10 protein-coding genes are annotated in these 22,697 nt (G+C 57.5%); all 10 read left to right on the forward strand.

Annotation, left to right across the window (positions count from 1 at the left end; genetic code table 11):
• Positions 1 to 8 precede the first annotated feature (8 nt).
• Positions 9 to 3,728 carry a nitrate reductase subunit alpha gene (locus ACP3RB_RS01305; RefSeq protein ID WP_311647133.1) on the forward strand — a complete coding sequence of 1,240 codons (3,720 nt, stop codon included), beginning with the start codon at positions 9 to 11 and terminating at the stop codon, positions 3,726 to 3,728.
• A complete protein-coding gene (narH, locus tag ACP3RB_RS01310) occupies positions 3,728 to 5,341 on the forward strand; it encodes a nitrate reductase subunit beta (protein WP_254755292.1) in 1,614 nt (537 codons plus the stop codon). Before ACP3RB_RS01305 ends, narH begins: the two co-directional genes overlap by 1 nt.
• 3 nt (positions 5,342 to 5,344) lie before the next feature.
• Positions 5,345 to 6,085: a nitrate reductase molybdenum cofactor assembly chaperone gene (narJ, locus tag ACP3RB_RS01315; protein ID WP_219100824.1), complete on the forward strand. Its 741-nt coding sequence runs from the start codon at positions 5,345 to 5,347 to the stop codon at positions 6,083 to 6,085.
• 26 nt (positions 6,086 to 6,111) lie between these two features.
• Positions 6,112 to 6,945, forward strand: coding sequence for a respiratory nitrate reductase subunit gamma (gene narI / locus ACP3RB_RS01320; protein ID WP_060824416.1), 834 nt, complete (start codon positions 6,112 to 6,114; stop codon positions 6,943 to 6,945).
• A gap of 30 nt (positions 6,946 to 6,975) precedes the next feature.
• Positions 6,976 to 8,196 carry an MFS transporter gene (locus tag ACP3RB_RS01325; protein WP_426699222.1) on the forward strand — a complete coding sequence of 407 codons (1,221 nt, stop codon included), beginning with the start codon at positions 6,976 to 6,978 and terminating at the stop codon, positions 8,194 to 8,196.
• A 294-nt stretch (positions 8,197 to 8,490) separates the two neighbouring features.
• Positions 8,491 to 11,331 carry an aminomethyl-transferring glycine dehydrogenase gene (gene gcvP / locus ACP3RB_RS01330; protein WP_311452673.1) on the forward strand — a complete coding sequence of 947 codons (2,841 nt, stop codon included), beginning with the start codon at positions 8,491 to 8,493 and terminating at the stop codon, positions 11,329 to 11,331.
• Positions 11,332 to 11,503: 172 nt separating this feature from the next.
• Complete coding sequence (gcvT, locus tag ACP3RB_RS01335) at positions 11,504 to 12,622, forward strand: glycine cleavage system aminomethyltransferase GcvT (protein WP_311452672.1); 1,119 nt, start codon at positions 11,504 to 11,506, stop codon at positions 12,620 to 12,622.
• 274 nt (positions 12,623 to 12,896) lie between these two features.
• The gene (locus ACP3RB_RS01340; RefSeq protein ID WP_311452671.1) at positions 12,897 to 14,393 is read left to right on the forward strand and encodes an L-serine ammonia-lyase; all 1,497 of its coding nucleotides are present in this window, start codon (positions 12,897 to 12,899) and stop codon (positions 14,391 to 14,393) included.
• A gap of 257 nt (positions 14,394 to 14,650) precedes the next feature.
• Positions 14,651 to 18,157 (forward strand): DNA-directed RNA polymerase subunit beta, encoded by a 3,507-nt coding sequence (gene rpoB / locus ACP3RB_RS01345; protein WP_314934910.1) that lies wholly within the window; start codon positions 14,651 to 14,653, stop codon positions 18,155 to 18,157.
• Between the two features lie 110 nt (positions 18,158 to 18,267).
• Positions 18,268 to 22,170: a DNA-directed RNA polymerase subunit beta' gene (locus ACP3RB_RS01350; protein ID WP_426699223.1), complete on the forward strand. Its 3,903-nt coding sequence runs from the start codon at positions 18,268 to 18,270 to the stop codon at positions 22,168 to 22,170.
• Positions 22,171 to 22,697 lie beyond the last annotated feature (527 nt).

Raw genomic sequence — 22,697 nt, forward strand, 5'->3', positions numbered from 1 at the left:
TGGGCAGTATGGAACAAGCATCACAGATTAAGGGCCCGGATGGCCCCCTTACCGATCAGCTGATCAAGTTCGGTAAGTTCTTCTCCCGCTGGGATGAGACTGAAGACGGCCGCGCCGTCTTCCGTGAAGGCGGCCGCGAAGGTGACGCCTTCTACCGAGACCGTTGGAGCCACGATAAGGAAGTTCGCTCTACCCACGGCGTGAACTGCACCGGCTCCTGCTCCTGGAAGGTGTACGTCAAGGACGGCATTATCACCTGGGAAGCACAGGAAACCGACTACCCCTCGGTTGGTCCCGACCGCCCCGAGTACGAGCCCCGTGGTTGCCCCCGCGGTGCAGCATTCTCGTGGTACACCTACTCTCCCACCCGCGTTAAGTACCCCTACGTTCGCGGTCTCCTGCTGGAGATGTACCGCGAAGCGAAGGCAATCCACAACGATCCCGTGGACGCCTTCCACTCCATCGTGTCCGACCCCGCCAAGCGTGCACGCTACGTTAACGCACGCGGTAAAGGTGGTCTGGTGCGTTCGACCTGGGCTGAGGCTCTCGAGCTGATGGCTGCTGCTCACGTGCACACCATCAAGTACTACGGTCCCGACCGTAACACCGGCTTCACTCCGATTCCGGCAATGTCTATGGCCTCCTTCAGCGCGGGTGTTCGCTACATCCAGCTGACCGGTGGCGTCATGACCAGCTTCTACGACTGGTACGCCGACCTTCCCGTGGCTTCCCCGCAGGTCTTCGGCGACCAGACCGACGTTCCCGAGTCCGGCGACTGGTGGGACGCTGCATACCTCATCATGTGGGGTGCAAACGTTCCGCTGACCCGTACCCCGGACGCTCACTGGGTCTCCGAGGTTCGCTACCGCGGTACCAAGGTTGTCACCGTGAGCCCCGACTACGCCGACAACACCAAGTTCGCTGATGAGTGGCTGCCCGCACAGGCAGGTACCGACGCGGCACTGGCTATGGCAATGGGACACGTCATCCTCAAGGAGAACTACGTCGACCAGCGTGTCGAGTTCTTCGAGGACTTCTCCCTGACCTACACCGACCTTCCCTTCCTGGTCACCCTGGAAACCCGCGAAGACGGCGTGAAGGTCCCCTCCAAGTTCCTGACCGCAGCTAAGCTCGCTGGTGAGGCTGAGCAGGCGAACGCTGACTTCAAGCCCGTCCTGATGGACCGCGAGACCGGCGAGGTCTTCGTGCCCAACGGCACCATGGGCCACCGTTACGCTCAGGAAGACCAGGGCAAGTGGAACCTGGACCTGCAGGGTCGTAAACCGATTCTGTCGATTCGCGACCTGCCCCAGGGTCAGTCTGCAGCTGTTGAGATTAAGATGCCGACCTTCGATAACCCGAAGGGTCACGGCGACGTCATTACCCGCGGTGTGCCCGTAGCCTACGTTGAAGGCCACGAAGTCACCACCGTCTTCGACATCATGCTGGCACAGTACGGTGTGGGCCGTGAGGGTCTGCCCGGTACCTGGGCTAAGGACTACGAGGACTGGAACGTTCAGAACACCCCGGCATGGCAGGAGCAGATTACTTCTGTCCCCGCCGAGGCTGTTATCCGCGTTGCCCGCGAGTTCTCCAAGAGCGCCCTGGATTCCGGCGGTCGCTCCATGATTATCTTCGGTGCAGGTATCTGCCAGTGGTACCACGCTGACACCACCTACCGCGCTATCCTCGCCCTGCTGAACCTGACCGGTTGCCAGGGCCGTAACGGTGGCGGTTGGGCTCACTACGTGGGCCAGGAGAAGGCACGTCCGCTGACCGGTCTGACCAACATTGCGAACGCTCTGGACTGGAGCCGCCCGCCGCGTCACATGATCGGTACCGGCTTCTGGTACATGCATACTGACCAGTTCCGTCAGGATGCATACTCCACCGACTACCTGCAGTCCCCGCTGGCTAAGGGCGAGCTGCGCGACGTTCACACTGCTGACGTTGTGGCACGCTCCGTGCGCATGGGCTGGATGCCGTTCTACCCGCAGTTCCCCGAGAACTCATTGGAACTGGCTGAGAAGGCAGAGCAGGCAGTGGCACGCGGTGAGGCTTCCTCGAACGCGGACTACATCGCAAAGCGCCTGAACTCCGGTGACCTGGAGTTCGCCGTTGAGGACGTCGACAACCCCGTCAACTGGCCTCGTACCCTGACCCTGTGGCGTTCGAACCTGTTCGGTTCCTCCGCTAAGGGTGAGAGCTACTTCCTGAAGCACCTGGTCGGTAGCATGGACAACGTCCAGGGCTCCGATTCGGAGAAGCTGCCGAACGAAGTGAAGTGGGTTGATGAAGCACCTCAGGGCAAGCTGGATCTGCTGGTCACCTCGGACTTCCGTATGACCTCCACTACCCTGCTGTCTGACATCGTTCTGCCGACTGCAACCTGGTACGAGAAGCACGATATCTCCTCGACCGATATGCACCCGTTCCTGCACGCGTTCTCCCCGGCGATTGACCCGCCGTGGGAGGCAAAGACCGACCACGAGACCTTCAAGGCTCTGGCATACGAGTTCACTCGCCTGGCTAAGAAGCACCTCGGCGTCCGCAAGGACATCGTTTCGGTCCCGCTGCTGCACGACACCCCCGGCCAGATTGCTCAGCCCGGCGGCCACGCACCCGACTGGAAGAACACCCCCGGTATGGAGGGCGTACCCGGCAAGAACATGCCGAACTTCGTCACTGTCGAGCGTGACTACGGTGCCCTGTACGACATGTACACCACCGTTGGCCCGCTGTTCGATAAGCTCGGTGCTACCACCAAGTTCATCACTTACGATCTGAAGGACGAAGTCGCGAAGATGGCTAAGGAATTCGGCGTGATGGACTCCGGTAAGGGCGCAGGCCGTCCGGCACTGGATACCGACGTGAAGATTTCTGAAGCAATCCTCATGATTTCCGGTACCTCTAACGGTGAGGTTGCTATCAAGGGCTTCAAGGAGCTCGAGAAGCAGACCGGTCTGCACCTGATGGATCTGGCAGAAGGTAACGAGGAACGTCGTATCACCTTCCCCATGACCCAGTCCGCACCGCAGCCCGTGATGACCTCCCCCGAGTGGTCCGGTTCGGAGACCGGCGGTCGCCGCTACGCTCCGTTCACCGTCAACATCGAGAAGAAGAAGCCGTTCCACACCCTGACCGGCCGTATGCACTTCTTCCTCGACCACGACTGGATGCACGAAATGGGCGAGGCTCTGCCGATTTACCGTCCGCCGCTGGATATGACCGGCCTGTACAACGAGCCCGAGCTCGGTACTACCGATGGTGTTTCGGTTGCTGTTCGCTACCTGACCCCGCACAACAAGTGGGCAATTCACTCGCAGTACTTCGATAACCACTACATGCTCAGCATGTTCCGTGGTGGTCCGACTGCGTGGATGAGCCCGCAGGACGCTGAGAAGATTGGCGTCAAGGACGGCGAGTGGATTGAGTGTGTGAACACCAACGGTGTCTTCGTCGGTCGTGCGGTCGTTTCGCACCGTATGCCCGAGGGTATCTGCTTCGTTTACCACGCTCAGGAGCGTATGGTTAGCCCGAAGTCTGAAGTCACCGGCAAGCGCGGTGGTATTCACAACTCGGTGACCCGTATTCTTCTGAAGCCCACCCACATGATTGGTGGCTACGCTCACCAGGCGTTCGCCTTCAACTATCTTGGACCGACCGGTAACCAGCGAGACATCGTCTCGTACATCCGTCGCCGTAAGTCCCAGGAGGTAACTTTCTAATGCGCGTTATGGCACAAGTTGCGATGGTGATGGCGCTCGATAAGTGCATCGGCTGCCACACCTGCTCCGTGACCTGTAAGCAGGCATGGACGAACCGAGCCGGTACCGAGTACGTCTGGTTCAACAACGTTGAGACTCGTCCCGGTCAGGGTTACCCCCGCCGTTACGAGGATCAGGAGAAGTGGAAGGGCGGCTGGGTGCTGAACAAGCGCGGTCGTCTGGAGCTCAAGAGCGGTAACCGCTTCCAGAAGCTCTTCACGATTTTCGCTTCCCCGATTCAGCCCGAGCTGAACGACTACTACGAGCCCTGGACCTACGATTACCAGAACCTGACCAGTGCTCCTCTGGGTGATGACTTCCCGGCTGCTAAGCCGGTCTCCCTCATCACCGGTGAGGACACCAAGGTCGAGTGGGGTATGAACTGGGACGACAACCTGGCTGGTGCGACCGAGTACGGTCACCTGGACCCGCTGGTTGAGAAGGTTCGCAAGAAGGCTGAGGACAAGATTAAGTTCGAGTTCGAGCAGACCTTCATGTTCTACCTGCCTCGTATTTGTGAGCACTGCCTGAACCCCTCCTGCATGGCTTCTTGCCCCTCCGGCGCTATCTACAAGCGTGCTGAGGACGGCATTGTTCTGGTTGACCAGGACCGTTGCCGCGGTTGGCGTCAGTGCATCACCGGCTGCCCCTACAAGAAGGTGTACTTCAACCACAAGACGGGTAAGGCTGAGAAGTGTACCTTCTGCTACCCCCGTATTGAGGCTGGTATCCCGACCGTGTGTGCTGAGACCTGTGTTGGTCGTATGCGCTACATCGGTATCTTCCTCTACGATGCAGACCGCGTGACTGAGGCTGCTTCGGTTGAGGATGAGAAGGACCTTTACGAGGCTCAGCTGTCGCTGATGCTTGATCCTTCGGATCCGGCTGTGATTGAGCAGGCTCGTAAGAACGACATCCCCGAGGCGTGGATTACTGCAGCTCAGAAGTCGCCCGTGTACAAGCTGGCGAAGGAGTGGAAGGTGGCTCTGCCCCTGCACCCCGAGTACCGCACCATGCCGATGGTTTGGTACGTGCCGCCGCTGTCTCCGATTGTTGACCTGCTCAAGGAGCAGGGCCACGATGCAGAGAACAGCAACAACCTGTTCGGCGCTATTGAGTCTCTCCGTATTCCGGTTGAGTACCTGGCTGAGCTGTTCACCGCTGGTGACACTGAGGTTGTTACTAACGTTCTGCGCCGCCTGGCTGCGATGCGTTCGTACATGCGTGACATCAACCTCGGTGGCGAAGGCAACGAGGAGATCGCTCAGGCTGTCGGCATGACCGGTCAGCAGGTGTACGAGATGTACCGTCTGATGGCTATTGCTAAGTACAACGAGCGTTACGTCATTCCTAAGGCTCACATGGAAGACGCCCACAACCTTGAGGAAATGGGCTGCTCCCTGAGCGTGGATGGCGGACCCGGCATGTACGGCGATGCGTTCAACGACATGGAGGGTCGCCCGACCCCCGTGTCCACCGGTGTCTACGAGGCTAACAACAAGGTCAGCTTGTTCAGCTGGGACGGTTCTTCCCGTCCTGACGGCCTCTTCCCGAATACCACCGGAAAGAAGTAATAAGTGGCTGGATTCTTTTCCAAGCTCATGGGCAAGGCCGGTTCCGAGGCTGCTGTCTCGGAGCCGGCTCAGCCGGAGAACCCGTTCGATATCGATTACGGTCCCGGCGAGGATAAGGACTCGGTAATCTACCAGGTGAGCGGTATGCTCCTGGGCTACCCCGATGAGGAAACTCTGAAGGTTCTGCCCGAACTGGTCGAGATTGCCGCTTCCACCCAGGATGAGGCTTTCATTGCTGCCGTTGATGCGGTTCAGCAGTGGCTGACTTCTAAGGACCTGGAGGATGTGCAGTCCGAGTACGTGCAGGAATACGACCTTTCCCGTCGTCATTCGTTGCATCTGTCCTACTGGACCGATGGCGATACCCGCCGCCGTGGTGAGACTCTTCTGCGTTTCAAGCAGATGTACCGCGACTCCGGTATGTTGACCGTTTTGAATGGTGAGCTTCCGGATTACCTGCCGCTGGTGCTGGAGTTCTGTGCGTTGGTGGATCGCCGTAAGGGCCGTTCTGCTTTGCAAGCGTACCGTCCGTCCCTTGAGCTTCTTCGTCTGTCCATGAAGGACGGAAATCTGCCCCACTACGGGTTGTTGCAGAGCATCTGCGATACCCTTCCTGGCGTCTCTCCGCAGACTCAGGAGGAGGTTCAGAAGATGGCTGGCTACGGCCCTCCCGTCGAGACTGTTGGCTTGAATGGTTACGCTGATCATCAGCTGCTCCAGCAGGCTTCGGCTCGTTCTAACTAGTTTTATCCCTTGTGAGGAGACAACACGTGTACGTACTTGCTTCTGAGAACGCAGGACATGCTGCACAGGCTGTAGCCGATCCGGGTATTGTTGACATCCTGCTGTGGGGCGTTCTGCCCTATGTTGCACTGGTCGTTCTGATTGGTGGCACCATTTGGCGTTACCGTACTGACCAGTTCGGATGGACTACCCGCTCGTCCCAGGTCTATGAGTCGAAGCTGCTGCGCATCGCTTCGCCCCTGTTCCACTACGGTCTTGCGGCCGTGTTCCTTGGCCATGTTGGTGGTCTGCTGGTGCCTAAGGCACTCACTGACCTGGTCATTTCGGAGGACACTTACCACATTGTGGCGCTGGCTGGCGGTTCTGTTGCCGCGGTTGCGACCATTATTGGTATGTTCGTTCTGATTGGTCGTCGTGTTTCGAACTCTCGTGTGCGTTCGGCTACCACTCGTAATGACGTTCTGATGTATGTCGTTTTGGTTCTGGTGATTCTCGCTGGTACTGCGGCTACTCTGCTTTCGGCTGTGAACCCCTCGGGCGGTTTGCCTCCGGTAAATGGTCACGAGGTTCACTTCAACTACCGTGAGACCATTGCTGTTTGGTTCCGTTCGCTGTTCTACTTCCACCCTGAGGTGGCTCTGATGGTGAATATTCCTGTGGCTTTCAAGATTCACATCGTGGTGGCTATGGTTCTGTTCATCATTTGGCCCTTTACCCGCCTGGTGCACGCACTGACTGTGCCCCTGCACTACCTCTTCCGCCCCTACACCGTGTACCGCTCTCGTGGCGGCCAGCGTGTTGGTGCACGTCGAGGTTGGGACCCGGTAGGCACTCTCCCGCGTGAGCGCGCCGACCGCTAATACACACATCCATATTGCAAAAGAGGAAATATGAGCACCCCTGCTGCACCGAGCTACGACCTGAAGAATGGTCAGCTCCGTAACGTTTTGCTTGCAACCTTCGCCTCAACCATTGGTTTCTGGGCGTGGACCGTTGTTGGCCCGCTGGCGAAGATGTATGCAAAGCAGATGCACCTGGACGCTGGTATGACCAGCCTTCTGGTTGCTATGCCGATTTTTATCGGCGCTATTGGCCGTATTCCCGTTGGCGGTCTGACTGACCGCTACGGTGGTCGTATCATGTTCACCGTTGTTCTGGCGATTAGCGCGCCCCTGGTCTTCCTGGTTGGTGTTGCTGGTCAGCTGAACTCGCTGCCCATGCTGCTTGTTGTGGCATTCTTCCTGGGTATTGCGGGTACCGTGTTCGCTGTGGGTATTCCCTTCAGCTCCGCATGGTATGACGCTTCCAAGAAGGGCTTTGCGACCGGTGTGTTCGGTGCCGGCATGGTGGGTACTGCAATTTCTGCATTCGCTACCCCCCGCCTGGTGCAGGGTATTGGTTACTTCCAGACTCACGTTCTAATTGCTGTTATCTGTGCTGTGACCGCTGCTATTTCTTTCTTCTTCCTGAAGGATTCTCCGGCAACTGTAGGCCGTGAGGTTACTCCGCTGATGCCGAAGATTATTCAGGCATTCAAGGTGAAGACCACTTGGCAGCTGTGCTTCCTCTACGCTGTTGTGTTCGGTGCGTTCGTGGCATTCTCGAACTACCTGCCTACTTACCTGAGCAACATCTACAGCTTCAACGCTAACGACGCTGGTATGCGTGCGGCTGGCTTTGCGGCTGCTGCTGTGATCGCTCGTCCCTTCGGTGGTGTTCTGGCTGATAAGTTCGGTCCGAAGGTTATCTCCCTCATCTCCCTGGGTGGTGTGGTGATTCTGGCAGTTATTACCGCGTTCCAGCCTAATGCTGAGCACGTGTATGGTGCTGTCTTCATTCTGATGGCTGCTCTGCTGGGTCTGGGCCACGGCTCGGTCTTCGGCTGGGTGGGTCGTGCAGCTGACCCGAAGAACGTTGGCGCGGTGTCCGGTGTGATTGCTGCTGCTGGTGCTCTGGGTGGCTTCTTCCCGCCGCTGGTGATGGGTGCAACCTACAACCAGGAGCACAACAACTACTTTGTTGGTCTGATGCTGCTGGCTGTGACTGCGGCTCTGGCTTTCCTGTCGGCATTCCTGGTGCCGCACGGTGGCAAGCTCAACCACGCTAAGTAGGGTCTTCTAGTACATCCTTCTGCGGGATGTATGTGAAGTTTGCTTTGGCTGAGTCCGGCTCGTTTTCTCTTCGGAGAGAACGGGCCGGACTTTGTGTTTTCTGCTGTTTTTCGTCTAACGGGGAGGGGGTTTAGCGGGCAGATTAGCGGGCAGAAGAGCTTGATATTCTGGCATGTCGAATGCTGATAAAGCTGGCAAAACTTTGTGGAGATGTGGGACACTTAAGATGTTCGACTCGTCGCAATAGCGCGACGTGACCCCTCTACGGTTTGCGCCGACCAATAGGAGAACCCTATGTCCTTTATTGAACGTCATCTCGGCCCCCGTTCCGCAGACGCAGAGCAGATGCTCGAAACCCTGGGATATTCCTCCCTGGATGCGCTGATGGACGCTGTTGTCCCTTCTCAGATTCGCCTTGACGGCGATCTGCAGCTGCCTGCTCCGCTGTCGGAGCATGAGGCTCAGGCAAAGATTGCCGGCTATGCAGCGAAGAATAAGGTTCTCGCCCAGATGATTGGTGCCGGATACTACGATGCTGTAACTCCCGCAGTTCTGCGCCGTAACATTCTGGAAAACCCCGGTTTCTATACTTCTTACACCCCGTACCAGGCTGAGATTTCTCAGGGCCGTCTGGAGGCTCTGCTGAACTTCCAGAACACCGTGATGGAACTGACCGGCTTGGAGATTGCAAACTCCTCCCTGCTGGATGAGGCTTCTGCCGTGGCTGAAGCAGCTGTCATGATGCACCGCGCAAACCGCAAGGTCAAGAACGGCTTCTTCGCCATTGACTCCCGTTGCCTGCCTCAGGTTATTTCGGTGACTCGTGGTCGTGCAGAGATGCTCGGCATTCCTTTCGTGATTACTGATTTCTCTGAGGGCCTGCCCGAGGGCGACCTGTACGGTATCGTCCTGGCGTACCCCGGCAACGAGGGCGAGATTCGCGATATTGAGCCGCTGATTAAGGCCGCTAAGGAGCGTAATGCTCTGGTCACCGTTGTCGCTGACCTGCTGGCTCTGACCCTGCTGAAGTCCCCGGGTGAGCTGGGCGCTGATATCGCTGTGGGTAACACTCAGCGTTTCGGTCTGCCCTTCTTCTTCGGTGGCCCCCACGCTGCGTACATGGCTGTTCACAAGGGTATGGAACGCACCATGCCCGGTCGTCTGGTGGGTGTTTCTAAGGACTCTGCCGGTAAGCCCGCGTACCGTCTGGCTCTGCAGACTCGTGAGCAGCACATCCGCCGTGAGAAGGCTACTTCCAATATTTGTACTGCTCAGGCTCTGCTGGCGATTGTTGCTGGCGCTTACGCGATGTACCACGGTCCTGAGGGTCTGCGCGCTATCGCGAACCGTCTGCACACCAACGCCGCTCGTGTTGCTACCGCGCTGAAGGCTGCGGGCTACGGCATTGCTCACGACACTTTCTTCGACACGGTCGTGGTGGAGGCTCCTGGCCGCGCTGACGAGCTGGTTGCGAAGGCTCTGGAAGCTGGCGTGAACATCCGCCGCTTCGACGAGAACCGTGTTGGTATTTCCGTGGGTGAGTCTCACGGTGAGGAACTGCTCAAGAGCCTGGTTGAGGCTCTGGGCGGTACCCTGGGTGAGGCAGATGCACAGTACGATCTGCCCGCTGAGCTGCTGCGTACCGACGACTACATGCAGCACCCGATTTTCCACAAGTACCGCTCCGAGACCGAGATGATGCGCTACCTGCGTCACCTCGCCGATAAGGACCTGGCGCTTGACCGCACCATGATTCCGCTGGGTTCGTGCACCATGAAGCTGAATGCAGCTGCTGAGATGGAGCCCATCTCCTGGCCCGAGTTCGCGAACATTCACCCGCTGGTCCCGGAGGATCAGGCTGAGGGCTGGCACGAGCTGATTAAGGACCTGAGCGAGTGGCTGGTTGCTATTACCGGTTACGATGCTATTTCCCTGCAGCCGAACTCGGGTGCGACCGGTGAGTACGCTGGTCTGCGCGCTATCCGTTCCTTCCACGAGGCTAACGGCGACCACGAGCGCGATACCGTCCTGATTCCGCTGTCTGCTCACGGCACCAACGCGGCATCTGCTGCTCTGGCTGGTCTGAAGGTTGCCGGTGTGGCAACTGCGGCTGACGGTTCTATTGATGTTGACGACCTGAAGGCAAAGATCGAGAAGTACGGTCCCAAGGTTGCCGGCATCATGATTACCTACCCCTCCACTCACGGTGTGTTTGAGGAGCAGGTTGCTGAGGTTTGCCAGCTGGTTCACGAGGCTGGCGGCCAGGTGTACCTGGACGGTGCGAACCTGAACGCTCAGATGGGCTTCGCTCAGCCCGGTAAGTTCGGCGGCGATGTTTCGCACCTGAACCTGCACAAGACCTTCTCCATTCCTCACGGTGGTGGCGGCCCCGGTGTTGGCCCGCTGGCTGTTCGTGAGCACCTGGCGAAGTTCCTGCCCGGTGACGCATACCGCGCTGATGCTGAGGGTAAGCTCCCCAACGATGCTGCACTGCCGATTTCGCAGGCGTTCTTCGGCTCTGCCGGCGTTCTGCCGATTAGCTGGATGTACATTGCGATGACTGGCGCTCAGGGTCTGAAGGACTCTTCGCAGTACGCGGTGCTGAACGCTAACTACATTGCGAAGAAGCTCAACGACAAGTACCCGGTGCTGTACACCGGCCCCGGCGGTCTGGTCGCTCACGAGTGCATCCTGGACCTGCGCCAGCTGACCGATCAGTCTCACGTGACTGCTGAGGATGTCTGCAAGCGTCTGATGGACTTCGGCTTCCACGCTCCGACCCTGGCGTTCCCGGTTCCGGGCACCCTGATGGTTGAGCCGACTGAGTCTGAGTCGAAGGAAGAGCTGGACCGCTTCATTGAGGCAATGGAGACCATCTACGACGAGATTATCGAGGTGGCTGAGGGCAAGGTCGCTGTGGAGGATTCGGTTCTGCGCAACGCACCGCACACCGTTGATGTGGTGAGCGCTGATGAGTGGGATCGCCCCTACAGCCGTACTCAGGCCGCTTTCCCGGTTCCGAGCCTGCGCGCTAACAAGTACTTCACTTCGGTGGGTCGTATTGATGGCGCGGGCGGTGACCGTAACTTCGTGTGCGAATGCCCCCCGATGGAGGCTTTCGACCTGGAAGCATAAGGAGCCTATAACGCTCCTGGGTAGGCTGTAGCGGTCTACCTGCCTCACCCGTCCTCAGGTTTCTGGGGGCGGGTGGGGGTCGCCTCCGCAGCGTATCTCGTGTCTGTGGGGGCGAATCAAATCTACGACGATTGAACGATAACAGCACAAGGCTGTGCGTGAGGAGAATCTAATGTCCCCCAAGAAGACCTCTCTGTACTCTGTCCACGAGAAGCTTGGCGCTTCTTTCACCGACTTCGGCGGCTGGGATATGCCCCTGAAGTACGCTAACGACGTTGCTGAGCACGAGGCTGTCCGTACCCGTGCCGGTATTTTCGACCTGTCCCACATGGGTGAGTTCCGTGTGACCGGTCCGGATGCGGGTGCGTTCCTGGATTACGCTCTGGTGTCGAACATGTCCATCCTGAAGGTCGGTAAGGCGAAGTACTCGATCCTGGTTAACGACAAGGGCGGCGTGATTGACGACCTGATTACTTACCGTCTGGGCGATGAAGAGTTCATGGTTGTTCCGAACGCTTCGAACATTGACACTGACTTTGCTGCGATGAGCGAGCGCCTGGGTGATTTCAATGTTGAGTTTGTGAATGAGTCGGATCAGACCTCTCTGATTGCTGTTCAGGGTCCTCGTGCTGAGGAGATTCTGCTGGCTGCTGGCGTCTCTGATGAGGAGGCTGTCCGCGAGCTGAAGTACTACGCTTCGGTGCCGCTGACTGTTGCTGGCGTTGATGTTCTGCTGGCTCGTACCGGTTACACCGGTGAGGATGGCTTTGAGCTGTTCGTTCCGAATGAGAAGGCTGTTGAGCTGTGGGATAAGCTGGCTGTTGCAGGTGAGCCTTTCGGCATGATTCCTGCCGGTCTGGCTTCTCGTGACTCCCTGCGTCTTGAGGCTGGTATGCCGCTGTACGGTCATGAGCTGGGTCTTGAGATTACTCCGTTTGAGTCCGGTCTGGGCCGCCTGGTTGAGATTGCTCTGGAGAAGAAGGCTGCTGACTTTGTAGGTCGTGAGGCTTTGGCTGAGCTGGCTAAGAGCGATTCGAAGCGTATCCTGGTTGGTTTGAAGGCTCAGGCGAAGCGTCCTGCTCGTGCCGGTTCTAAGCTGGTGGATGCTGAGGGCAATGAGATTGGTGAGGTTACCTCCGGTATTCCTTCCCCGACTCTGGGCTTCCCGATTGCTATGGCGCTGGTGAACCGTGAGTTCTCTGAGGTTGGTTCTACTGTGGATGTTGATATCCGCGGTAAGCGTGCTCCGTTTGATGTTGTGGCTCTGCCGTTCTACAAGCGTGAGAAGTAAGAGTTTTTCTGCAGGTAATCTGTAGGGGAGAGGCGCCGTGTCCTGTGTGGGCACGGCGCCTTTTCTGCGCTGTAACGTGGGGTTGAGGGGCGGGGAAGGGCGCGAAGTGTTCCTAGCCTTAGTTTGTGATGGTTCTGAAGTGCGTTAGGATTAGAGCGGCCAGTCAAGGGTGATTGTCCGCACGCATAGACCGCAGATTGGTGCGTGGTTCCTCCGTTGAGGGGTGCGTATTTTTTGGTGCGGTGCATAGACATTTTTATTTGAAGGACAGAACGTGGCTATTGACCAGAGCGCACCCAGTAGTGCCCAGAAGAAGGCAGAGGCTCTGCCGTATGACATCAGCGTTTTTGAGATGTTCAGCATTGGTGTGGGTCCTTCAAGCTCGCATACGGTGGGGCCGATGCGCGCTTCGAATCGTTTTGTGGCGGAGCTGATTGATGAGGGCCTGCTGGACCATGTGACGGGTGTGCACATTGACCTGTATGGTTCGTTGGCGGCTACGGGTGCTGGTCACGGTACGATGAGCGCTGCGTTGAAGGGTCTGTGTGGTTTTGTTCCGGAGACGATCAATATCGCTGATTCTGAGGCGATGATTGAGCGTAATAGTGTGGACGGTACGCTGCCTCTGGCGGGTTACCCGTCTTCTGCTTACGGTGTGACTGCGCCCGGTGGTGAGGAGCAGAAGGTGTACGGCCCGGTGGTGAAGTACCGTGAGCTGGATATGACTCTGCGCCCTCTGACGGTTCTTCCGCGCCATACGAATGGTATGAAGATCGCGGCGTTTGCGGGTGAGCAGCTGCTGTTGGAGCGCACCTACTATTCCATTGGTGGCGGCTTCATTGTTGAGGGTGATGAGGAGGCGACCGGTGGCGCGTCGCTGATGAATCCTCCGTATCCGTTTGGTTCGGCCGCTGAGTTGCTGGAGATGGCGAATGAGTCTGGTCTGTCTATTGCGCAGTTGAAGATGGCGAATGAGTGTTCGCTGCGTTCTGAGCAGGAGGTCCGTGACGGCATCTTGCATATCTACCGTGTGATGAAGGAGTGCATTGGCTCTTCTTTGGCGCGTGTGGGTTATTTGCCGGGCCCGCTGAAGGTGCGTTGCCGTGCGGGTGCGTGGCATCGCGATCTGATGGTGGAGGATCCTTCGAAGTCTCCTGAGTTCGCTATTGACTGGGTGAACCTGATTGCTTTGGCGGTCAATGAGGAGAACGCTTTTGGTGGTCGCGTGGTGACTGCTCCGACGAATGGTGCTGCGGGTATTATTCCGGCAGTGTTGCATTATGCAATGAACTACACGCAGGGTATTCGTCATTGCGGTCAGGCTGCTCGTGATCAGGCGGTTGTTGATTTCTTCTTGGCGTCTTCTGCTGTGGGTGTGCTGTATAAGAAGCGCGCGTCGATTTCTGGTGCTGAGGTTGGTTGCCAGGGTGAGGTGGGTAGTGCCTCCTCGATGGCTGCTGCCGGTTTGGCGCAGGTGATGGGTGGTACTCCTGAGCAGGTTGAGAATGCTGCTGAGATTGCGATGGAGCACAACTTGGGTCTGACGTGTGACCCGGTGGGTGGTTTGGTGCAGATTCCGTGTATTGAGCGTAATGCGATGGCTGCGTCGAATGCTGTGACGGCGGCTCGTATGGCGTTGCGTGGCGATGGTACGCATCGTGTGTCGTTGGATCAGGTGATTGAGACGATGCGTCAGACCGGTTTGGATATGTCTCACCGTTATAAGGAGACGTCCATGGGTGGTTTGGCTGTGAATGTGGTGGAATGCTAGGTGCACGCTGTGGCAGGTTTGCACTCCTGATGAGGGTGTGGTAGACAGAAGGGATTTCTTCCTGTATCGTTAGTATTTACGCTTTCCCTAACCTTTGTGCCTTCATATAGCGGTGGGCACGGGCTGAAGGTGACGTTTTTCCGTCCGACTCTATAGCTTCGAGCACCGTTTTATTCGGGGGCTGAGGTTGTCGTGTCGCCGGTAATGTCGCCGGGAGGCTGATTGCTAACAGACATGTCTGTGGAAGGATCCCCATTTTGGTCGCTTCGAGCACCTCTAACCATGACGCCGCTAACGGCGCAGAGAACGTCTCGCGCCGAATTTCATTCGCGAAGATTAACGAACCGCTGAAGGTTCCCAACCTGCTTGCTATCCAGACCGATAGCTTCGACCGCCTCGTGGGTAACGAGCGCTGGGCGGAGCGTCTGGAAAAGGCGCAGGCTGCTGGTGACACTTCTGTCCCCGCTCAGTCCGGTCTGGCTGAGATTTTTGAAGAAATCTCCCCGATTCGTGACTTCCAGGAGACTATGCAGCTCTCCTTCTCTGAGCCTGAGTTTGCTGACCCCAAGTACTCTGTTGAGGAGTGCAAGGACCGTGACGCAACCTACTCGGCTCCGCTGTACATTAAGGCTGAATTCATGAACCTCGCTACTGGCGAGGTCAAGCAGCAGACCCTGTTCATGGGTGACTTCCCCCTGATGACCGAGGCCGGCACCTTCGTTATTAACGGTACTGAGCGTGTGGTCGTTTCTCAGCTGGTGCGTTCCCCCGGTGCTTACTTCGAGAAGGCTCCGGACCGTACCTCCGATAAGGACATTTACTCTGCCCGCGTGATTCCTTCCCGCGGTGCATGGTTCGAGCTTGAGATTGATAAGCGCGACCAGGTTGGCGTGCGTCTGGACCGTAAGCGTAAGCAGTCCGTGACTGTTCTGCTGAAGGCTCTGGGCTGGACCGAGTCCAAGATCCTGGCTGAGTTCGGTCAGTACGATTCCATCCGCGCAACCCTGGAGAAGGACTCCGTCAAGGACCGCGACGAGGCTCTGCTGGACATCTACCGCAAGCTGCGTCCGGGCGAACCCCCGACGGTTGAAGCTGCCCAGGCTCTGCTGGACAACATGTACTTCACCCCGCGCCGCTACGACCTGGCGAAGGTTGGCCGTTACAAGCTGAACCGTAAGCTCGGCGTGGACGTTCCCATGGATTCCCCCGAGGCTTCCGTTCTGAGCCAGGACGACATCGCTCAGATGATTCGTTACCTCTGCGCTCTGCACGCAGGCGAGACCAGCATCCCCGGCGTCCGCGACGGCGAGGAAATCTCCCTCAAGATCGATATCGACGACATTGACCACTTCGGTAACCGTCGTATCCGTACCGTGGGTGAGCTGATTGAGAACCAGATCCGTACCGGTCTGTCCCGTATGGAGCGCGTGGTTCGCGAGCGCATGACCACCCAGGACGTGGACGCTATCACCCCGCAGTCCCTGGTGAACATCCGCCCCGTCGTGGCAGCTATCAAGGAGTTCTTCGGTACTTCTCAGCTGTCGCAGTTCATGGACCAGAACAACCCGCTGGCAGGTCTGACCCACAAGCGTCGTCTGTCCGCACTGGGCCCGGGCGGTCTGTCCCGTGACCGTGCAGGCATGGAAGTTCGAGACGTCCACCCCTCGCACTACGGTCGTATGTGCCCCATTGAAACCCCTGAAGGCCCGAACATTGGTCTGATTGGTTCGCTGGCAACCTACGGTCGCATCAACTCCTTCGGTTTCATTGAGACCCCCTACCGCGTGGTGACTGACGGCCGCGTGACTGATGAGGTCCGCTACCTGACCGCTGACGATGAGAAGGGTGTCGTCATTGCGCAGGCAAACGCACCGCTGAACCCTGACCGCACCTTCGCTGAGAACGAGGTTCTCTGCCGTGCGGGTGACGGTTCTGGTGAAGCTGTTATGGTTGCTCCCGGCGCCGTACAGTACATGGACGTTTCCCCGCGCCAGATGGTGTCTGTGGCTACCGCCCTGATTCCTTACCTGGAGCACGACGACGCTAACCGAGCACTGATGGGTGCTAACATGCAGCGTCAGGCTGTGCCCCTGCTGGAGTCTGAGGCTCCCGTGGTTGGTACCGGTATGGAGAAGTACGCAGCACTGGATTCCGGTGACTCCGTGCTCGCGAAGAAGCCCGGTGTGGTTTCCTCCGTGGACGCTAAGACCGTTATCGTCCGTAACGACGACGGCTCTGTCTCCACCTACCCGATCATGAAGTTCTCCCGCTCGAACCCGGGTAACTGCTACAACCAGCGCGTTGTGGTGAAGGAAGGCCAGCGCGTCGAATACCGCGACGTTATTGCTGACGGCCCCTCCACCGACGGCGGCGAGCTGGCGCTGGGCAAGAACCTGCTCGTGGCATACATGCCGTGGGAAGGCCTGAACTACGAGGATGCGATTATCCTCTCCCAGCGCATGGTTTCTGAGGACGTGCTGACCTCGATTCACATTGAGGAGCACGAGATTGACGCCCGCGACACCAAGCTGGGCCCCGAGGAGATTACCCGCGATATCCCGAACGTGTCCGAGGATGTTCTCTCGGCTCTGGACGAGCGCGGCATCATCCACATCGGTGCTGAGGTTGAGGCTGGCGACATCCTGGTTGGTAAGGTCACCCCCAAGGGCGAGACCGAGCTGACCCCCGAGGAGCGCCTGCTGCGCGCAATCTTCGGTGAGAAGTCTCGCGAGGTTCGCGACACCTCCCTGAAGGTTCCTCACGGCGAGTCCGGTACCGTTATCGGTATCCGCATCTTCGACCGCGAGAACAATGATGAGGACGATCTGCCCCCGGGCGTGAACCAGCTGGTCCGCGTGTACGTGGCTCAGAAGCGTAAGATTACCGACGGCGACAAGCTTGCAGGCCGCCACGGTAACAAGGGTGTTATTTCCAAGATCCTGCCGATCGAGGATATGCCCTTCCTGGAAGACGGTACCCCCGTGGACGTTATCCTGAACCCGCTGGGTGTGCCCGGTCGTATGAACATTGGTCAGGTTCTGGAAGTCCACACCGGTTGGCTGGCTAAGCAGGGTTGGAAGATTGAGGGCGAGCCCGAGTGGCTCAAGCGCATGCCGAACTTCCCGAAGGAATCCGGCCCGACCCGCCTGGCAACTCCGGTGTTCGACGGTGCCCACGAGGATGAACTGTTCGACCTCCTGGATCACTCGAATCCGAACCGCGATGGTGACCGTCTGATCAACCGTTCCGGTAAGGCACGTCTGATTGACGGCCGTTCCGGTGAGCCGTTCCCGGACCCGATTTCGGTTGGTTACCAGTACATCCTGAAGCTGCACCACCTGGTGGATGACAAGATTCACGCTCGTTCCACCGGTCCGTACTCGATGATTACCCAGCAGCCCCTGGGTGGTAAGGCTCAGTTCGGTGGTCAGCGCTTCGGTGAGATGGAAGTGTGGGCGCTGGAGGCATACGGCGCCGCATACACCCTGCAGGAAATCCTGACCGTCAAGTCCGATGACGTGGCGGGCCGTGTGAAGGTTTACGAGGCTATCGTGAAGGGCGAGAACATCCCTGAGCCGGGTATCCCCGAATCCTTCAAGGTTCTTATCAAGGAAATGCAGTCTCTGTGCCTGAACGTCGAGGTGCTCTCCACCGACGGCAAGATTATTGAGATGAGCGACTCGGAGGAAGAAGGCTTCCGGGCAGCAGAAGATATGGGCGTGAGCCTGACCCACGACGAGCCTAGCTCCGTCGACGAGGCATAAGCACCGCCTCCTTCTAGGGTGGGGAACCCCGCATGCGCTCGCGTGCGTTGTGGGGTTCCCGCCCGCTAACCCAAGTCTTCAGAAACTTACAGAAAGAGATTAGGACCGATATGTCCAACGAATCTTCGCTTGGTTTGATGCGAATTGGCCTCGCCACCGCCGACGACATCCGTCGTTGGTCTTTTGGCGAGGTTAAGAAGCCCGAGACCATCAACTACCGTACCCTGAAGCCCGAGAAGGACGGTCTCTTCGACGAGCGTATCTTCGGCCCCACCAAGGACTGGGAGTGCTACTGCGGTAAGTACAAGCGCGTGCGCTTCAAGGGCATTGTGTGTGAGCGCTGTGGTGTTGAGGTGACTCGCTCTAAGGTACGTCGTGAGCGTATGGGCCACATTGAGCTGGCTGCTCCTGTTACCCACATTTGGTACTTCAAGGGTGTTCCTTCCCGCCTGGGTTACCTGCTGGATCTGGCTCCGAAGGACCTGGAGAAGGTCATTTACTTCGCTGCGTACATGATCACTAAGGTTGACGAGGAAGCTCGTCACGAGGATCTGCCGATGCTGCAGGCTGCTCACGACCGTGAGAAGCAGGAGCTTGAGGCTGCTCTGAACGCTGATGTGAACGCTATCAGCCGTGAGGTTGAGGCTGAGCTGGCTCGTATTGAGGCAGAGGGCGGTAAGGCTGCTGAGAAGCGCAAGCTGCGCGATAACGCTGAGCGTCAGCTCGCGTCGGTGCGTAAGCGTTACGAGCGTGAGGCTGAGCACCTGGACCGCGTGTGGGATCGCTTCAAGAACCTGAAGGTCGCTGACCTTGAGGGTGACGAGGCGCTGTACCGTTCCATGATTGATAAGTACGGCCTGTACTTTGAGGGCGCGATGGGCGCGGAGGCTATTAAGAAGCGTCTGGAGTCCTTTGACCTGGAGGCTGAGGCTGAGGCTCTCAAGGAGATCATTCAGACCGGTAAGGGTCAGAAGAAGACCCGCGCTCTGAAGCGTCTGAAGGTTGTTAACGCCTTCCTGACCACTAACAACTCCCCGCTGGGTATGGTCCTGGATGTTGTTCCGGTTATTCCGCCGGAACTGCGCCCGATGGTTCAGCTGGATGGTGGCCGTTTCGCGACCTCCGACCTGAACGACCTGTACCGTCGTGTGATTAACCGTAACAACCGTTTGAAGCGTCTGCTGGAGCTGGGTGCTCCCGAGATTATCGTGAACAACGAGAAGCGTATGCTGCAGGAAGCTGTGGACTCGCTGTTCGATAACGGTCGTCGCGGTCGACCGGTGACCGGCCCCGGTAACCGCCCCCTGAAGTCTCTGTCTGACATGCTGAAGGGTAAGCAGGGTCGTTTCCGTCAGAACCTGCTTGGTAAGCGTGTTGACTACTCGGGTCGTTCCGTGATTGTGGTTGGTCCTCAGCTGCAGATGCACCAGTGTGGCCTGCCCAAGCAGATGGCTCTGGAGCTGTTCAAGCCCTTCGTTATGAAGCGTCTGGTGGAGCTGAGCCACGCTCAGAACATTAAGAGCGCTAAGCGTATGGTTGAGCGTTTCCGCCCGCAGGTTTGGGACGTCCTGGAAGAGGTTATTGCTGAGCACCCGGTTCTGCTGAACCGTGCACCTACTCTGCACCGCCTCGGTATTCAGGCGTTTGAGCCGAAGCTGGTTGAGGGTAAGGCTATTCAGCTGCACCCGCTGGTTTGCTCCGCGTTCAACGCTGACTTCGATGGTGACCAGATGGCAGTTCACCTGCCGCTGTCTCCTGAGGCTCAGGCTGAGGCTCGTATCCTCATGCTGTCCTCGAACAACATCCTGAAGCCTTCGGATGGCCGCCCTGTGGCTGTTCCTTCGCAGGATATGATCATTGGTCTGTACCACCTGACTACTCCTCGTGATGGTCAGAAGAACGAGGGTCACGCATTCTCCTCGGTGTCTGAGGCTCTGATGGCGATGGATCGTCACGAGATTGAGCTGTACACCAAGGTGAAGATTCGCCTTGATGGTGACCAGTTTGTTGCTCCTGAGGGCTGGGAAGCTCCCGAGGGTTACAAGCCTGGCGACCCCGTTCTGCTGGACTGCACCGTTGGTCAGGTTCTGTTCAACCAGGCTCTGCCGAAGGATTACCCCTGGTTCTCCGGTGTGGCAGATAAGAAGGGCCTGGGTAGCCTGATTAATGATTTGGCTGAGCGTTACCCGATGGATGTTGTGGCTCGTGCTCTGGACAACCTGAAGAACTCCGGTTTCTACTGGGCTTCTCGTTCGGGCGTGACCGTGGCTGTTTCTGATATTGCTACTCCTGCTGAGAAGCCGGCAATTATGGAGCGCTACGAGAAGCAGGCTGCTGCAATTCAGGATGACTTCGAGATCGGTACCATCGATGACGAAGAGCGTCGTCAGGAGCTGATTAAGGTTTGGACCGAGGCTACCGACGTGGTCGCAGAGGCTATGCGTGAGAACCTGAGCTCTCACGGTGGTCTGAACACCATTTACCGTATGGTGACCTCCGGTGCACGTGGTAACTGGATGCAGGTCCGTCAGATTGCGGGTATCCGTGGTCTGGTGTCGAACCCGAAGGGTGAGATTATGCCTCGCCCGATTAAGTCCTCGTACCGTGAGGGCCTGTCGGTTCTGGAGTACTTCATCGCAACCCACGGTGCACGTAAGGGTCTGGCTGATACCGCGTTGCGTACCGCTAACTCGGGTTACCTGACCCGTCGTCTGGTGGACGTTTCGCAGGATGTTATCGTTCGTGAGCACGACTGTGGTACTCGCCGCGGTCTGGTTCTGCCTCTGATTGATGAGGACGGCGGTCTGCACCAGGATGTTGAGACTTCGATTCACGGTCGTACCCTTGCGGTTGACGTGAAGGACGAGGCTGGCAACGTTCTGGCTGCTGCTGGCTCGGATGTCTCTGATGAGCTCATTGAGAAGCTCTTCAAGGCAGGCGTGAAGGAAGTTCGCGTCCGTTCGGTTCTGACCTGTGAGTCCGCTATTGGTGTGTGTGCACTGTGCTACGGTCGTTCGATGGCTTCGAACGTTCTGGTGGACATTGGTGAGGCTGTTGGTATTATTGCGGCTCAGTCGATTGGTGAGCCCGGTACCCAGCTGACCATGCGTACCTTCCACACCGGTGGTGTGGCTTCGGCTGACGATATTACTCAGGGTCTGCCCCGTATTCAGGAGCTGTTCGAGGCTCGTACCCCCAAGGGTGTCGCCCCGATTTCTGAGGTGTCCGGTCGCGTGACCATTGAGGATACCGAGAAGTCCTACAAGATTGTGGTGACCCCGGACGATGGTTCTGAGCCCCAGTCCTACACTGTTCTGCGTCGTGCAGCTTCTAAGCTGCAGAACGGCGATCACGTTCAGGTTGGCGATCAGCTGGCTACCGGTTCTGTTGATCCGAAGGAGGTTCTGCGTATTCGTGGTCCTCGTGAGGCTCAGAAGCATCTGGTGAGCGAGGTTCAGGGCGTGTACAAGTCGCAGGGTGTGGAAATCCACGACAAGCACGTTGAGGTTATTGTTCGCCAGATGCTGCGTCGCGTGACCGTGATTGAGTCCGGTGATACCGATCTGCTGCCCGGTGAGCTGGTTGATAACATTGCTTTCCAGACTGCTAACCGCAAGGCACTGGCTGAGGGTAAGAAGCCCGCAGCTGGCCGTCCGGAAATGATGGGTATTACCAAGGCTTCGCTGGCTACCGAGTCCTGGCTGTCGGCGGCCTCCTTCCAGGAGACCACCCGCGTCCTGACTCAGGCAGCTATGGAGGCGAAGACTGACCCGCTGCTCGGCCTGAAGGAGAACGTGATCATCGGTAAGCTGGTTCCCGCCGGTACCGGTCTGGCACGTTACAACGATATTGAGGTTGAGCCCAGCGCCCAGGCTACTGCTGAGCGTATGCAGGCTCTGGACACTTTTGGTGGTTACCCGAGCGCATTCCAGATGGATAACGAGGTGTACACTTACGGCAACGGCGGCTTTATGGCTGTTTCGCTGGATGAGTACGGTCGTGGTCTGGACTAAGGCTTCTGCCGTGAGGGTTGGGTTGGGGGTTTAGAACTCCGACCCGCTCCTTGATAAAGAACGCGGATACTCGAGTTGTTTCGGGTATCCGCGTTCTTTGTTTATCGAATAGGTGGGGGAGGGGAGAGTCTTTCTTTTAGGCAGTGCTTTAGTATTCTTTATCCTTCAGGTGAAGGTTGTATATTTTTTGCCTAGTGGGTGAAATTTATTTATAAAAAAATCATTGGAGTGCATTATTTTTCAAATTGGGAAAATTTCTTGACTGGGCAAGAAATTAGGTGGTGATCAAATTTTGTGGAACTCCCTGTAATTCGCCCCAATACTGCTATAAATAGAATATTTACTCGTTTTTCTTTGAGGTATAAAAAGAAGGAATATTCTTCATTTGAACAGTGCTAATTCGACTGGAAAGCCTTTTGACTAGGTTCTATTCTTGAAGGCATGCATATCACTCCATTCTCTTCCGGACGGGTGACTACTGGCGGCACCCGACTGTCTTCCGGAATGTCACAGCTTCACGAATCTGA

The organism is Rothia mucilaginosa, from assembly GCF_049990865.1.
In the GTDB taxonomy this organism is placed as follows: Bacteria; Actinomycetota; Actinomycetes; order Actinomycetales; family Micrococcaceae; genus Rothia; species Rothia mucilaginosa_I.